This is a genomic window from Aquabacterium sp. (assembly GCF_035476535.1).
GTDB lineage: Bacteria > Pseudomonadota > Gammaproteobacteria > Burkholderiales > Burkholderiaceae_C > Pseudaquabacterium.
Genome location: NZ_DATILJ010000270.1, coordinates 1 through 14,476, shown reverse-complemented (window position 1 = coordinate 14,476; position 14,476 = coordinate 1). Strand labels below are relative to the sequence as shown.

Sequence of the window (14,476 nt, the reverse complement as noted above, 5' to 3'; positions counted from 1 at the left end):
GGACGGCGCCGCACCGGCGTGCCGCTCAGGCCATGGCCGGCCAGGCGGCCAGCTCCAGGCAGGGCTGCCGCGCGGCTTCGGCCAGCAATTGCTGAATGAAGCGCTCGAAGGCCTCGTCGTCCAGGTCGCTCAGGCGGCGCATCGGCGTGCCGTTCTGGCCTGGCGTGGCGCGCAGCAGGCGGCGGTCGGCGAGGCGTTCGTGGCAGAAGTCGGTGGTCATGGCGGTCTCCGGAAGGATGGGTGTCGGGGCTTGCGGGTGCTGCCCTCGGCGAAGACCTGCAGTGTCGACAGCGACCGTCAAGCGATCGTCAAGACAAGGTCAATCGAGATCGTCAGACGGCCCCGGCGGACCAGCGCAGACTCAGGCGCAGCTGGCAGGGCGCGGCGAGCTCGGGCTCGGCCGCTACCGGGCGTCGGCTCAGAGCGCCGCGCGGGCCGCGGCCACTGTCGCGGCAATGTCGTCGTCGCTGTGGGCTGCGCTGACGAAACCCGCTTCATACAGCGCCGGCGCCAGGTAGACGCCACGCGCCAGCAGGCCATGGAAGAAGCGGTTGAAACGCTCCTTGTCGGTGGCCATCACCGCGCTGTAATGCTGCGGCAGGCTGCCGGCGAAGAAGAATCCGAACATGCCGCCTTCGCAGTCGCCGACGAAGGGCACGCCGGCATCGCGGGCGGCGGCGGTCAAGCCATCGACCAGCGAGCGCGTCCGGGCCGCCAGTGCTTCGTAAAAGCCGGGCTTGGCGATTTCGCGCAGCGTGGCCAGCCCGCAGGCGGTCGCCACCGGGTTGCCAGACAAGGTGCCAGCCTGGTACACCGGGCCCAGCGGGGCCAGCTGCTGCATGATGTCGCGGCTGCTGCCGAAGGCCGCCAGCGGCATGCCGCCACCGATGACCTTGCCGAACACGCTGATGTCCGGCCTGAAACCGGGGATCACTTTGGCGTAGACGCTTTGCGCGCCGCCGAGCGCGACGCGGAAACCGGTCATCACCTCGTCGAACACCAGCAAGGCGCCATGGGCCGTGCACAGCTCGCGCAGCCGCTGCATGAACGGCACGCTGGCGCGCACGAAGTTCATGTTGCCGGCGATCGGCTCGATCATCACGCAGGCCAGTTCGCGGCCGTGCTCGGCAAACGCGGCTTCCAGCTGCGCCAGGTTGTTGTACTCCAGCACGATGGTGTGCTGCACCACTTCCGGTGGCACGCCGGCGCTGGTCGGGTGGCCGAAGGTGGCCAGGCCGGACCCGGCCTTGACCAGCAGCGCATCGGCATGGCCGTGGTAGCAGCCTTCGAACTTGATCAGCTTGGCGCGGCCGGTGGCGCCCCGGGCCAGGCGGATCGCGCTCATCGCCGCTTCGGTGCCGGAGCTGACCAGCCGGATCTGCTCCAGCCCCGGCACGAACGCAATGATGGCCTCGGCCAGTTCGATCTCGCGCTCGGTCGGTGCGCCGAAGCTGAAGCCTTCGGCCGCGGCCCGCTGCACCGCTTCCAGCACCGCCGGATGGCCATGGCCGAGGATCATCGGCCCCCAGGAGCCGATGTAGTCGATGTAGCGCTGGCCTTCGGCGTCCCATAGGTAGGCGCCCTGCGCGCGGGCGATGAAGCGGGGCGTGCCGCCCACCGCGCGGAAGGCGCGCACGGGAGAATTCACGCCGCCGGGAATGACGCGCTGGGCGCGTTCGAACAGTTCCTGATTAGTGGACACGGCGCGGCGCCCCCTTCGGTTTGCCTTCCGCGGCTTCGGGTTCGGGGGGTACCTCGGGGCCGCCCTGCGGGCCTTCGGCCCCTTCTTCGGCAGGCGGCATGGCCCAGAAGAAGCGGTCCGGCACCACACTGCCCATGCCGGGGCGGAAGCCCGCGTCCAGGCTCTGGTCCATGAAGGCCAGTGCTTCGCCGACGGCGGCCTGCAGCTCGCTGCCGGCCGCCAGCAGCGCGGCCAGCGCGGCCGACAAGGTGTCGCCGGCGCCGACGAAGGAGGCTTCGAACATCTCGAACTTCTCGCCGGTCAGTGCGCCTTGCGGCGAGGCCAGCACGTTGTCGATGAACTGGTCGCTGCCTTTGGCCGCCAGCATGATGCCGGTGACCAGCACATAGCGCGTGCCGCGTTCGCCGGCCGCCACCGCCAGTTCACGGGCCGAGGCCGGGCGCTCGCTGTCCCAGTCGGGCAGCAGGAAATCGGTCAGCGTCTTGTGATTGCCGACCAGCACCTCGGTGGCCGGCAGGATCAGTTCACGGAAGGCCTCCAGATAGGGTTGGGCCACGTCGTCTTCCAGCCAACCGAGGTTCGGCAGGTAGGACACCAGCGGCACATCGGGGTAGTCCGACAGGATTTCGGCCACCGCGCTGATGCCCTCGGCGCTGCCGAGAAAGCCGACCTTCCAGCCTGTGACGGTGATGTCCTCGAGCACTGTGCGCGCCTGTTCGGCGACGACGTCGGGATCGATGGCGTGCTGGTCGAAGATCTCGGCCGAATCGCGCAGCAGGATGCTGGTGGTGATCGGCAGCGCGTGCGCGCCCATCGCGGCCAGCGTCGCGACATCGCCGGCCAGGCCGCCCGCGCCCGAGGCGTCGGCGGCATTGAAGCTCATCACGCAAGCCGGAGCGGGCGGGTCCTGCAGTGCTTCGGCTTGGGGGTCGCCGGCGGGTGCGTCTGGGTTCATGGGCAGGGGTGTCAGTGGTTCCCCGAAGTCGACCGTGCAAGTGTCACGCCGACCTCGAGAAAGAATTGAAGAATGTTGTGCATGTGCCTACGAGCCCTTGTCTTTTGGCGAACGCGCGTGGCTACAATCGCCGCTTCATTGTAGTGAACCGACCTCGCACCGTGACCGAATCGCGCACCTGGATGTGCCTTATCTGCGGCTGGATATACGACGAAGCAGCCGGCGACCCCGATCACGGTATACCTCCAGGCACCACCTGGGCCCAAGTCCCGATGAATTGGACTTGCCCCGAGTGTGGTGCCCGCAAGGAGGATTTCGAGATGGTGCAGATCTGATCCACGCTGCTCGTGGCCCCAGTGAACACCGTCTGCTGTGACACCGATGAGGAGCCGCCGAGGTGGAGATCCCCGTTCCGGAAGTAGCGCCTGCGGGAACCCGGGTGCTGGTGATCGACGACAGCAACACCATTCGCCGCAGTGCGGAGATCTTTCTGCGCCAGGGCGGGCATGAGGTGGTGCTGGCCGAGGACGGCTTTGACGCACTGGCCAAGGTCAACGACCACGACCCGCAGCTGATCTTCTGCGACATCCTGATGCCGCGGCTCGACGGCTACCAGACCTGCGCCATCATCAAGCGCAACCCGCGCTTCGCCCATGTGCCGGTGATCATGCTGTCGTCCAAGGACGGCCTATTCGACAAAGCGCGCGGGCGCATGGTGGGTTCAGAGGACTACCTCACCAAGCCTTTCACGAAAGAGCAGTTGCTGCGTGCGGTGCAGCAGTTCGGCCGTGCTGCGGCGGTCCCGCTTCATCCACAATCATGATGGCCCGCGCGGCGCGGTGCTGACGCGGGAGGAGTGAAACGATGCCCGTCCATAAGATATTGCTGGTCGACGATTCGAAGACCGAGTTGCATTTCCTGTCCGAGTTGCTGACCAAACGCGGCTACAGCGTGCGCACTGCCGAAAGCGGCGAAGAAGCGATGCGCCGGCTGGCCGAGGAAAAGCCCGATCTGATCCTGATGGATGTGGTGATGCCGGGCCAGAACGGCTTCCAGCTCACCCGCACGATCACGCGCGACCCGCGTTTTACCGGTGTGCCGGTGATCATGTGCACCAGCAAGAATCAGGAAACCGACCGCGTCTGGGGCATGCGCCAGGGCGCCAAGGACTATGTGGTCAAGCCGGTGGTGGCTGACGAGTTGATCGCGAAGATCAAGCAGTTCGACTGATCTCGATCCCGCCGTCACACACCACGCCATGGCCAAAAAGGAAGCACTGCGAGAACTCCAGAGCCGGCTCGCCGAGCGCATGCAGGCGGTGCGCACCGAGAAGCCGGGCGTGTCCTGGCTGGCGGTGGATTGCGCCGGTCAGGGGGTGCTGTTCCCGTTGAAACAGGCGGGCGAGATCTTCGACATCGGCACGGTGATGCCGGTGCCGCACACCCAGCCCTGGATGGTGGGCGTGGCCAACCTGCGCGGCGGCCTGTTCGCGGTGATCGACCTCGCCGGCTTCCTCGGCCTGCGTGTCCGTCCACCGGAAGGTCCGGCGCGAGAGCAGGCGCATCTGGTGGCCTTGAATGCGTCGCTGGGCATGAACTGCGCGGTGCTGGTCGACAGGCTGGAAGGCCTGCGCCATGCCGCCGACATGCGGCGCGAAGACAGTGAATCCAGTGATCGGCCGGCGTTCGCGGCGGCGCGATGGGCCGATGCTGGCGGCAAAGTGTGGCAAGAAATCGGGCTCGCCGAACTGGCGGGGCAACAACAGTTTCTGGGCATCGCCGGCTGAATCCGCCGGCTCGCTGGCGCCGAAGCAGATTCGGCCACGCGGCAAGAACGAAGAGGAAACGTCATGGGCCTGCTGGACAAACTCAAGGGCAAGGGGTGGGGCAAGGGCGATCAGGCGGAGCCGGTGGCCGGCTTCGACGAATTGCAGGCCAATGCCGAGGGCGAAGAACCCCACCAGGACACGGCTGCCGGCGCCCAGGGACACGTCACGCTGGACATGAATGCGCTGCCGACGGGGGGCGATTCATCGATCATCTCCGAGGCCGCGCCCTCCGAGCTGGCGCCTGACTTCGTCGAATCACGCTTGCAGCCCGGCGGCATGGCGGCAGTGGCCGCCGGCGGCGCGACCGCTTCGGCTTTGCCTTTCATCGGCCAGCGTTCGCTGCCCGAGCAGCAGCGCATCCTGATTTTCCTGATCGCTGCCGGCGCGCTGGTGCTGCTGGCCGCGGTGGGTTTTGCGCTGACCGCTGCCAACCGCAACGCCGGCCAGGTGGGCGCCACCGGCCAGGCCCTGATGCAGTCGCAGCGGCTCGCCAAGGCGGTGTCGCAGGCGCTGTTCGGCAGCCCGCAGGCTTTTGCCGAGGTGAAGGAATCGTCGGCGGTGCTGGCCAAGAACGTGCGCGCACTGAAGAACGGCGACGCCGATCTGCAGGCCGTGCCCGGTGCCGTGCAGGACGCGGTGACGCCGCTGCTGCCGCTGGTCGATCGCGCCGAAAAGAGCGCCAACCATGTGCTCGCGCAGCAAAAGACCTTGACGCTGCTGGGGGAAGCGCTGCGCGCGATCAACCGCCAGTCGTCCGACCTGCTGGAAACGGCCGAGACCATTTCGTCGCTGAAGCTGCAGCAGAACGCGGCGCCGGCCGAACTCTCCGCGGTCGGTCAGCTGGTCATGCTGACGCAGCGCATCGGCAAGAGCGCCAATGAATTCCTGACGATGGAAGGCGTGAGCCCCGAGGCGGTGTTCCTGCTCGGCAAAGACTTGAACTCCTTCCGCGAAATTGCCGAGGGCCTGTTGAACGGCAATCCCGAACTGCGTCTGCCCGGCACCAAGGACGCTCAGACCAAGGAACGCCTGCAACTGCTGATCAAGCAATACGAAGAAAGCCGCACCCAGGCCAGCGCCATCCTGGGCAACCTGCAGGGCCTGGTCACCGCGCGTGAAGCGCAGGTCGCGGTGGTGCAGGACAGCGAGCCGCTGCGCAAGGGCCTGGAAGCGGTGCAGGAGCGCCTGACCAAGGAAGGCGGCTTCAGTGCGCTGCACCTGTTGGCGATGCTGCTGGGCGTGGTGTTGCTGGCGGTCGGTGGTTGGGGTTTCCTGCGCTTGTATGTGCAGGACCAGGCGCAGCGCGCACTGCTCGCCGAAGCCCAGCGCCAGGAAGCCGAGCGCCAGGAGCAGGAAGCCAAGCGCGTCAACGACGCCAACCAGGCGGCCATTTTGCGGTTGATGAACGAACTGCAGGCGGTGGCCGAAGGCGATCTGACGCAGCAGGCCACGGTGACCGAAGACATCACCGGCGCCATCGCCGACTCGGTCAACTACACGGTGGAAGAGCTGCGCACGCTGGTCGCCCAGGTCCAAGGCACGGTAGGCCGCGTGACCGACACCACGCAGCAGGTGGAAAGCACCTCGACCGAACTGCTCGCCGCCTCCGACGAACAGCTGCGCGAGATCCGCGAGACCGGTGAATCGGTGCTGCAGATGGCGGCCCGAATCAACGACGTGTCGGCGCAGGCGCAGCAGTCGGCCCATGTGGCGCGGCGCTCGCTGGAAGCGGCCGAGACCGGCCTGACCGCGGTGCAGAACTCGATCGGCGGCATGAACTCCATCCGCGACCAGATCCAGGAAACCTCCAAGCGCATCAAGCGGCTGGGTGAATCGTCGCAGGAGATCGGCGAAATCACCGAACTGATTTCGGACATCACCGAGCAGACCAACGTGCTGGCGCTGAACGCCGCCATCCAGGCCGCGTCGGCCGGTGAAGCGGGTCGGGGCTTCTCGGTGGTGGCCGAAGAAGTGCAGCGGCTGGCTGAACGCTCTGCCGACGCCACGCGCCAGATCTCGGCGCTGGTGAAGACCATTCAGACCGACACGCAGGATGCTGTGGCCGCCATGGCGCGCTCGACACAGGGTGTGGTCGATGGTGCCCGACTGTCCGACGCGGCCGGTTCCGCTCTCGGCGACATCGACCGGGTGACGCGGCAGCTGGCCGAACTGATCGAAAGCATCTCGACCCAGGCGCTCAGCGAAGCCGAGTCCGCCAACGTGGTGGCCAGCAACATCCAGCACATCTTCGCGGTGACCGAACAAACCGGCGAAGGCACGCGTTCTACCGCGCAAATGGTGCGGGAGCTGTCGCGGTCCGCCGAAGAGCTGAAGCAGTCCGTCGCGCGGTTCAAGATCGGCTGAAGCGGCGGCGCGGATCACCATGGCCCCGACGCTCGACTCCGGCATGAATGACGACCTGAGCACCCTGGCCTGGGTGTACGACGAACTGCGCCGTTCGCTCGAGAACGCGCACAAGGCGCTGTACCGCTACCTGAAGGAAGCGGAAGCGACCGGCGCTTCGGACGTCGAAGCCATCGACCCGGCGGTGCTGCGCATCGCGCGCACGCAGATCCATCAAAGCGTGGGCGCGCTCGAACTGGTCGGCCTGGGCGTGGCGGCCAACCCGCTGCGCGCGGCCGAGGCCGCGCTGACGCGCCTGGCCGCGCGGCCCAAGCTGATCACCACTGCCGCCGTGCGCACGATCGAGCAGGGATCGTTTGCGCTGCTCGATTTCCTGTCGCGCCGCCTGGCCGGCAAGCAGGTTTCGCCGCTGTCGATGTTCCCGCAGTACAAGGCCTTGCAGGAGCTGGCGGGCGCCAGCCGCGTGCATCCGGCCGACCTGTGGAGCCGTGAATGGCAATGGCAGTCGCTGCCCAGCGAGGCCGATGTCGAACCGCGCGAGGCCGACGAGGCCACGCTGTCGCGGGTGGAATCGGAGTTGTTGTGGCTGATGCGCGGACCCGCGCCTGCCGCGGCCACGCGCATGAGCGCGCTGTTCGCAGGCCTCGGTGCTGCCGCGCAGACCGAGCTGGCCACCTTGTGGAAGCTGGCGGCGGCGTTCTTCGAGGCCCAGGCCAAGGGCTTGTTGCCGACCGACCTCTACAGCAAGCGAGTCGGCTCACGCCTGCTGGCCCAGCTGCGCGCCGGCCAGCGTGCCGAAGCCTCCGACCGCCTGGCCCAGGACCTGTTGTTCTTCTGCGCCCAGGTCGCCGTGGGTGAAGGGCGGCAGCCCGGCCCGCGCCTGGCTGCAGTGCGCCGCGCGTTCGGCCTCGAGGGCGAGCAGCCGGTGGACTATGAGGTGCCGCGCCTGGGTCGTTTCGACCCGGCCTGGATCGCGCAAGCCCGCAAGCGCGTGGCCGCAGCGAAAGAGTGCTGGTCCGCCGTGGCCGCTGGCGAATTGGCGCGGCTTCCCGGTTTGAGCGAGCCCTTCGCCTTGGTCGGCGATTCGCTGGCCCGGCTGTATGCCGATGGCGACACACTGTCGCGCGCCTTGCAGGGCGCTTCATCGCAGTCGGTCAACACCAGCAGCGAACCCACGCCTGAACTGGCGATGGAGGTGGCGACAGCCTTGCTGTATGTCGACGCGTCGCTGGAAGACGGCGATTTCGACCATCCCGACATGCCGCAGCGCATTCAGCGCCTGGCGCAGCGCATCGACGATGTGCGCAACGGCCGCGATCCCGGGCCGCTCGAGCGCTGGATGGAAGACCTGTACCGGCGCGTCTCCGACCGCCAGACCATGGGCAGCGTCGTGCAGGAATTGCGCGCATCCTTGTCCGAGGTCGAGAAGCAGATCGACCAGTATTTCCGCAACCCGGTGCAGCGCGAACTGCTGATTCCGGTGCCGGCGCAGCTGGGCGCAATGCGCGGCGTGCTGTCGGTGCTGGGCATGGAGCAGGCCTCGCAGGCCGTGCTGCGCATGCGCGACGACATCGATGAACTGGCCAACACGGAGGTCGATGCGGCGCGCGCCGCCGAGGTCGGCACCTTCGACCGGCTGGCTGACAACCTGGGCGCCTTGAGCTTCCTGATCGACATGGTCAGCGTGCAGCCGCAGCTGGCCAAGTCGCTGTTCCGCTTCGATCCGGTCAGCGGCAACCTCAGCGCCGTGATGGAGCGCGCCGAACGCAGCTCCGGCTTTGCCGAGCTCGACACTGTCGCCGACGATTCGCCGGCGCTGGTGGAGCAGGCGCAATCGCTGGTGCAGGCGGCCTCCTTGCCGGGCGCCGATGCCGAGCACCTGGCGCGCGAGTTCGAGCGCTTGTCGCAGCAGGCGCGGGCCGCCGATCAGCCGGCCCTGGCCGAGGCCGCCAGTCGTGCCCACAGCACCATGGCCCACGACCCGGGCGAGCAGGCACTGGACACGGCGGCGCGCCAGCTCGATGCCTCGATCACCGACTTTGTCGCTTCGCAGGTCGAGGCGATGCCGGCCCAGCCGACGCCGGCGCGGCCTGTGCCGCCGGCCGGCCCGCCCACGGCGCCCGGCGAAACCGGGCTCGAAGACGATGCCGAAATGCGCGAGATCTTCCTCGAGGAAGCGCGCGAGGTGGTGGGCACCGCACGCGGCGCGCTGGCCGACTTGCAGGAGCGCCATGACGACCTGGGCGCGATGACCACCCTGCGGCGTGCTTTCCATACGCTCAAGGGCAGTTCGCGCATGGTGGGACTCGGCGAGTTCGGCGAGGCCGCCTGGGCCTGCGAGCAGCTGTTCAACGCCCGGCTGGCCGAATCGGCCAGTGCCGACGCCGATCTGCGTGGCTTCAGCACCGAGGTGCTGGACCACTTTGAACAATGGGTGTCGGCCATCGAGGCCAACCAGGCCGGCCCGTTCCGCCACGAGCCGGTGTCGCACGCGGCCGATGCGCTGCGGCTGGAGCATCGCCGGCTGCCGCTGCAGGCAGTGCCGGCGATCGAACTGTCCGGTGTCACCGAGCCGGTGGTGGCGGCGCTTGTCGACGCCGCCGACGAAGAACCGCTGCACGCGCCGGTTGAACAGCACGAGGGCCTGGTGCTGCCGTCGCTGGAGACGCTGGTGCCGGATCTGCCCCGGGCGAGCGACCTGGACTTGACGCGGCCGCTGCCGGTGCTCGACTCCGAAATGGCGGCCCTGCCAGCGACCGAGCGGGTCGAGTTCGACGCCCTCGATTTCGAGTTGACGCTGCCCGAAACCGTCGACCTGACGCCGCCTGCCCCCGCAACGATCGAGCCGCTGACCGACCTGGTGCTGGACCTGGATCTCGAGCCGGTCGAGGCAGCGCCGGCCGATGCCGCCGACACCGCCGCCGCACCGCTCGACGAAGCCACGGTGATCAGCGCCTCCAGCGGTGACACGCTGGAACTCGATCTGCCGGGCCTGCCCGAGTTGTCGTCCGACGAACTGCTGGTGCCCGCCGCGGAAGCCGCGCCGGCAGCCGAGCCGCAGGCCTTGCTGGAGGTGGCCGAAGCGATCGAGATCTCGGATTGGGATGGTGTGCTGGCCGGCGTCGGCGATGAGCTGCCCGGCGCGTTGCCGGCGGAGCTGCTGGCCGACCTGGCGCCGGTCTCGGAAGAGATCGCCGAGCCTGCGGCCGAGGGGGTTGTGGCCGACGAGGACGTCGTCGCTGCCGCAGCGGACGCGGTCGAGGCCGAGGCCGAGGCGCCCACGACCGACATCGTGCTGGACGACATGGCACCCGGCGCCATCGCCGCGGTCGACATCGTCGCCGACGAGCCTGCGGCACCCGTGCCGCAGCCGCTGGCATCCGAAGCCTGGGCTGAACCGCCTATCGTCGCGGCCGACGAGGCTGAACCCGCCATGCCGGGCCAGCCGCTGCTGGCTGTCGACGCGTTGCTGTCGCCCGAGGTCGATGCCGCGCCGGAAATCGCGCCCCCCGAGATCCCGGCCGAGGACACCGACGCCGAGCAGGTCAAGGTCATTGGTGACCTGCGCATCAACATCCCGCTGTTCAATATCTACCTCAACGAGGCCGATGAGCTGTCGCGGCGCCTGTCCACCGAGTTGGCCGAGTGGTCGCATGAGCAGCATCGACCGGTGGGCGACAGCGCAGTCGCGCTGGCCCATTCGCTGGCCGGCAGTTCGGCGACCGTGGGCTATGCCGACCTGTCACAGCTGGCGCGCTCGCTCGAACATGCGCTGATGCGCTCCAACGACCGTGGGCATGGCCGTGGCGACGAGGCGGTGATCTTCAATCACGCGGCCGAAGAAGTGCGCCGCCTGTTGCATCAGTTTGCCGCCGGTTTCCTGCGCCCCGCCGAACCGGGGCTGATGCAACAGGTCTTCGACCTGGAGCACGCGCCGCACGAGGCCTCGCTGACGCTGTCCGACGAGCCCGATCCGCTGCCGCAGGACGCTGGGGACACGGCGATGTCGACCGTGCTCGGCGACTTCGGCCAGCCGGCGCTGATGCCCTTCACCGCGCTGCCCGATGCGCCGGCGCGACCGGCCGCGGTGCGCCGTGATGCGCTGGACACCGACGAGGACATCGACGCGGTCGACGCCATCGACCACGAGCTGTTCCCAATCTTCGAAGAAGAAGGCGAAGAGTTGATCCCGCAGCTGCAGGCCCGGCTGCGTGACTGGGTGCGCCGGCCTGGCGAGCCCGCTGCCGCGTCGGCCTGCATGCGCACCTTGCACACGCTGAAGGGCGGGGCGCGACTGGCCGGTGCGATGCACCTGGGTGAGATGGCGCACCGGCTGGAAACCGCCATCGAGCACCTGCTGGCCTCGGACCATCCGCAGGCCGACGACATCGAGCCGCTGGTGTCGCGCGCCGATGCGATCGAAGCGCACTTCGAAGCGCTGCGTCGCGGCGGTGGCATCGTGCCGCCGAGTTCCATCCATGGCGGCCTGGATGAGTTGGTCGAGCACCCGGTCGAACCGCTGTCCGGCCGGGTCATCGAAGCGGTGATGGAGCCGGTGCCGGAGACCGATACCGCGCCGGCACCGCTGCTGCCGATCGAGCCCCCGGCGGTGCCTGCGGCTGCCGCCGTGTCGAGTGCCGGGCCAGTCCCGGCCGGCCTACCCGCAGCCGCGGCGCCGCGGCCGATCGACTGGGCGCGTTTCGATCGCACCGTGATCGCCGCCGACGACACCGAGAATCGCCGCGGCACCGGCGCCCACACCGCCGCAGTGCGGGTGCGCGCGCCCTTGCTGGACCGGCTGGTCAACCATGCCGGCGAGGTGACGATCACGCGAGCCCGCATCGAGTCCGATGTGGCGCAGATGAAGGGCTCGCTGGGCGATCTGACGGAAAACCTGGAACGGCTGCGCCGCCAGCTGCGCGACATCGAACTGCAGGCGGAAACCCAGATCGGCACCCGCATGGAAGCGGCGCGTGCCGCGCTGCAGGAGTTCGACCCGCTGGAGATGGACCGCTTCACGCGCTTCCAGGAACTCACGCGCATGATGGCCGAGTCGGTGAACGACGTGGCTACCGTGCAGCGCGGTCTGCAGCGCACGCTGCAGTCGGCCGAAGACGAACTGGCGACTCAGGCGCGGCTGACCCGCGACCTGCAGGACGACCTGCTGCGCACGCGCATGGTGGAGTTCGAAGGCCTGTCCGAGCGCCTCTATCGCGTGGTGCGCCAGGCGGCCAAGGAAACCGGCAAGCAGGTGCGGCTGGACATCATCGGCGGCTCGATCGAAATCGACCGCGGCGTGCTCGACCGCATGACCGGCTCGTTCGAGCACCTGCTGCGCAACAGCGTGGTGCACGGCATCGAAGCGCCGCAGCGGCGCCAGGCCTCGGGCAAGGAAGCGACCGGCGCGATCACCATCTCGGTGACGCAGGAAGGCAATGAAGTCGGCGTCGATTTCCGTGACGACGGCGGCGGCCTGAACCTGCAGCGCATCCGTGAGAAAGCCCGGGCCACCGGGCTGCTCAGCGCCGAGGCGCAGCCCAGCGATGCCGAATTGGCCGGGCTGATCTTCCATCCCGGTTTCTCCACCGCCGACGAAGTGACCGGTCTGGCCGGCCGGGGCGTGGGCATGGACGTGGTGCGTGCCGACGTCAACGCGATGGGCGGCCGCATCGAAACCGCGACCTCCCCGGGCCAGGGCACCAGTTTCAAGCTGGTGCTGCCGCTGACCACCGCGGTGACGCAGGTGGTGATGCTGCGCTGTGCCGAGCTGAAGGTGGCGGTGCCGTCCACGCTGGTCGAGATCGTGCGCCGGGCGCCGGCGGCCGAATTGAACCTGGCCTACCAGCAGGGCAGCTACGCCCTGGCCGGTCACGACCTGCCGTTCTTCTGGCTCGGTGCGCTGCTGCAAGGCACGGCCTTCGGTCAGGCCAGCGGCCGCACTGCGCCGGTGGTGGTGATCCGCAGCGCGGCGCAGCGCCTGGTGCTGCATGTCGACGAAGTGATGGGCAACCAGGAAGTGGTGGTCAAGAACCTCGGGCCGCAGCTGTCGCGGCTGCCCGGTCTGACCGGCATGACGCTGCTGCCCTCGGGCTCGCCGGCACTGATTTACAACCCGGTGGCGCTGGCGACGTTGTACGGCGCGTCGGCCCGCGCGGCCACCGTCGCGGCGATGGAAGCAGCGCGGCGCAACGCCGAGCAGATCGTCGAACAGCAGAAGGCCAACCTGGCGCCGCTGGTGCTGGTGGTCGACGATTCGCTCACCGTGCGCCGCGTCAGCCAGCGCATGCTGGTGCGTGAAGGCTACCGCGTCGTTGTTGCCAAGGACGGCCTCGAAGGCCTGGAACGGCTGGCCGACGAACTGCCCGCCGTGGTGCTGACCGACATCGAAATGCCGCGCATGGATGGCTTCGACCTGGTGCGCAATATGCGCGTCGATGCTCGCCTGGCGAACCTGCCGGTGATCATGATCACCTCGCGCATCGCCCAAAAACACCGCGATTACGCGGCAGAACTCGGTGTGAACCATTACCTCGGCAAGCCTTTTGCCGAAGATGAGTTGCTGGCGCTGGTGGCAAACTACGCAGGCCGCGTGGCGCCGGCTTGAGCCCGTGATGTTGCGGGTGACGCGCGTAACCACCCCATGTCCAAGGTAGTCGACCATCTCGCAGAACTGACAGGCTTTCGGGATCGTGATGTGCTCGACACCACGCTGGCGGGCGCATTGCGCGATCTGCTGGAGCCGCTGCGGGTGGCGATTCACCGCTGTGTCGGCGAAGAAAGCGACCGCCGCTGGCTGACCCGGGCCCGGCTCGAAGCCCTGGAAGCCGCGGCCTCGGCCGACCCGCTGTGGGTGGAGTTCGACAGCCTGCCGGTGATGGACGACTTTCCGGCGCGCGTCGCGGCCATCGACACGCACGAGATGGTCAGCGTGTCCGGCACGCCGCATGTCACGGTGTTCCCGCTGTTCACCGACCGCGATGTGGCCGGTGTCGTCGAAATCGACAGCGCCGAGCCGCTGGACGCCGAGCAGCAGCGCCTGGTGGCCAGCATCCTGCGCATCTACCGCAATTTCCAGAGCCTGTTGGACTACAGCGAACGCGACACGCTGACCGGCCTGCTCAACCGCAAGACCTTCGACGAGGCCTTCTACAAGCTCTCCGGCCAATCGCCGGAAGGCAGCACCTCCACCAGCGGCGAACGGCGCGTGCGGGGCAGTGCGCAGACGCATTACATCGGCGTGCTGGACATCGACCACTTCAAGTCGGTCAACGACACCTACGGCCACTTGATCGGCGACGAGGTGCTGCTGCTGCTGTCGCGGCTGATGCGTTCCTGCTTCCGCTACCACGACCGGCTGTACCGCTTTGGCGGCGAAGAATTCGTCGTGCTGATGCGCTGCGGCAGCGATGCCGACGCCGGCCGCGCCTTCGAGCGCCTGCGTGCCAGTGTTGCGGCCTATGCCTTCCCGCAGGTCGGGCGCATCACGGTGTCGGTGGGCTTCACCGAGCTGAAGCCAGGCGACACGCCCAGTTCCGCATTCGAACGCGCCGACAAGGCCGTCTACTGGGGCAAGACGCATGGCCGCAACCAGGTCTGCAGCCATGCCGAACTGGTGCAGCGGGGTGAG

At 68.3% G+C, this 14,476-nt stretch carries 10 protein-coding genes; 7 read left to right on the top strand and 3 right to left on the bottom strand.

Annotated elements, in window-relative coordinates; translation table 11 throughout:
* Nucleotides 1-25: 25 nt before the first annotated feature.
* From VLK61_RS26720 to thiD, 3 genes are all read right to left on the bottom strand, one after another.
* Nucleotides 26-220 carry a hypothetical protein gene (locus tag VLK61_RS26720; protein ID WP_325425751.1) on the bottom strand — a complete coding sequence of 65 codons (195 nt, stop codon included), beginning with the start codon at nucleotides 218-220 and terminating at the stop codon, nucleotides 26-28.
* 198 nt (nucleotides 221-418) lie between these two features.
* A complete protein-coding gene (gene hemL / locus VLK61_RS26715; protein WP_325425749.1) occupies nucleotides 419-1,702 on the bottom strand; it encodes a glutamate-1-semialdehyde 2,1-aminomutase in 1,284 nt (427 codons plus the stop codon).
* Nucleotides 1,692-2,657: a bifunctional hydroxymethylpyrimidine kinase/phosphomethylpyrimidine kinase gene (thiD, locus tag VLK61_RS26710; RefSeq protein WP_325425747.1), complete on the bottom strand. Its 966-nt coding sequence runs from the start codon at nucleotides 2,655-2,657 to the stop codon at nucleotides 1,692-1,694. The genes hemL and thiD overlap by 11 nt, the downstream gene beginning before the upstream one ends.
* Nucleotides 2,658-2,839: 182 nt before the next feature.
* Between thiD and VLK61_RS26705 the strand changes: the two genes are divergently transcribed.
* The 7 genes from VLK61_RS26705 to VLK61_RS26675 form a co-directional block, all read left to right on the top strand.
* Complete coding sequence (locus tag VLK61_RS26705; RefSeq protein WP_325425808.1) at nucleotides 2,840-2,992, top strand: rubredoxin; 153 nt, start codon at nucleotides 2,840-2,842, stop codon at nucleotides 2,990-2,992.
* A gap of 104 nt (nucleotides 2,993-3,096) precedes the next feature.
* Nucleotides 3,097-3,480, top strand: coding sequence for a response regulator (locus VLK61_RS26700; RefSeq protein WP_414636871.1), 384 nt, complete (start codon nucleotides 3,097-3,099; stop codon nucleotides 3,478-3,480).
* A gap of 41 nt (nucleotides 3,481-3,521) precedes the next feature.
* Entirely contained in the window at nucleotides 3,522-3,887 is a 366-nt protein-coding gene (locus tag VLK61_RS26695; RefSeq protein ID WP_325425745.1) for a response regulator, read from the top strand.
* 28 nt (nucleotides 3,888-3,915) lie between these two features.
* The gene (locus VLK61_RS26690; protein ID WP_325425743.1) at nucleotides 3,916-4,443 is read left to right on the top strand and encodes a chemotaxis protein CheW; all 528 of its coding nucleotides are present in this window, start codon (nucleotides 3,916-3,918) and stop codon (nucleotides 4,441-4,443) included.
* A gap of 63 nt (nucleotides 4,444-4,506) precedes the next feature.
* The gene (locus tag VLK61_RS26685) at nucleotides 4,507-6,849 is read left to right on the top strand and encodes a methyl-accepting chemotaxis protein (RefSeq protein WP_325425741.1); all 2,343 of its coding nucleotides are present in this window, start codon (nucleotides 4,507-4,509) and stop codon (nucleotides 6,847-6,849) included.
* A 19-nt stretch (nucleotides 6,850-6,868) separates the two neighbouring features.
* Nucleotides 6,869-13,453, top strand: a complete 6,585-nt coding sequence (locus VLK61_RS26680; RefSeq protein WP_325425739.1) for an Hpt domain-containing protein — start codon at nucleotides 6,869-6,871, stop codon at nucleotides 13,451-13,453.
* A gap of 36 nt (nucleotides 13,454-13,489) precedes the next feature.
* Nucleotides 13,490-14,476: GGDEF domain-containing protein (locus VLK61_RS26675; RefSeq protein ID WP_325425737.1), on the top strand; the 987-nt coding region annotated here is incomplete at its 3' end.

Bases quoted from the DNA above. Each gene is read 5' to 3' on its own strand.
- VLK61_RS26705 (WP_325425808.1), top strand. From the start codon at position 2,840: ATGTGCCTTATCTGCGGCTGGATATACGACGAAGCAGCCGGCGACCCC.
- VLK61_RS26685 (WP_325425741.1), top strand. From the start codon at position 4,507: ATGGGCCTGCTGGACAAACTCAAGGGCAAGGGGTGGGGCAAGGGCGAT.
- VLK61_RS26680 (WP_325425739.1), top strand. From the start codon at position 6,869: ATGGCCCCGACGCTCGACTCCGGCATGAATGACGACCTGAGCACCCTG.
- thiD (WP_325425747.1), bottom strand. From the start codon at position 2,657: ATGAACCCAGACGCACCCGCCGGCGACCCCCAAGCCGAAGCACTGCAG.
- VLK61_RS26695 (WP_325425745.1), top strand. From the start codon at position 3,522: ATGCCCGTCCATAAGATATTGCTGGTCGACGATTCGAAGACCGAGTTG.
- VLK61_RS26690 (WP_325425743.1), top strand. From the start codon at position 3,916: ATGGCCAAAAAGGAAGCACTGCGAGAACTCCAGAGCCGGCTCGCCGAG.
- VLK61_RS26720 (WP_325425751.1), bottom strand. From the start codon at position 220: ATGACCACCGACTTCTGCCACGAACGCCTCGCCGACCGCCGCCTGCTG.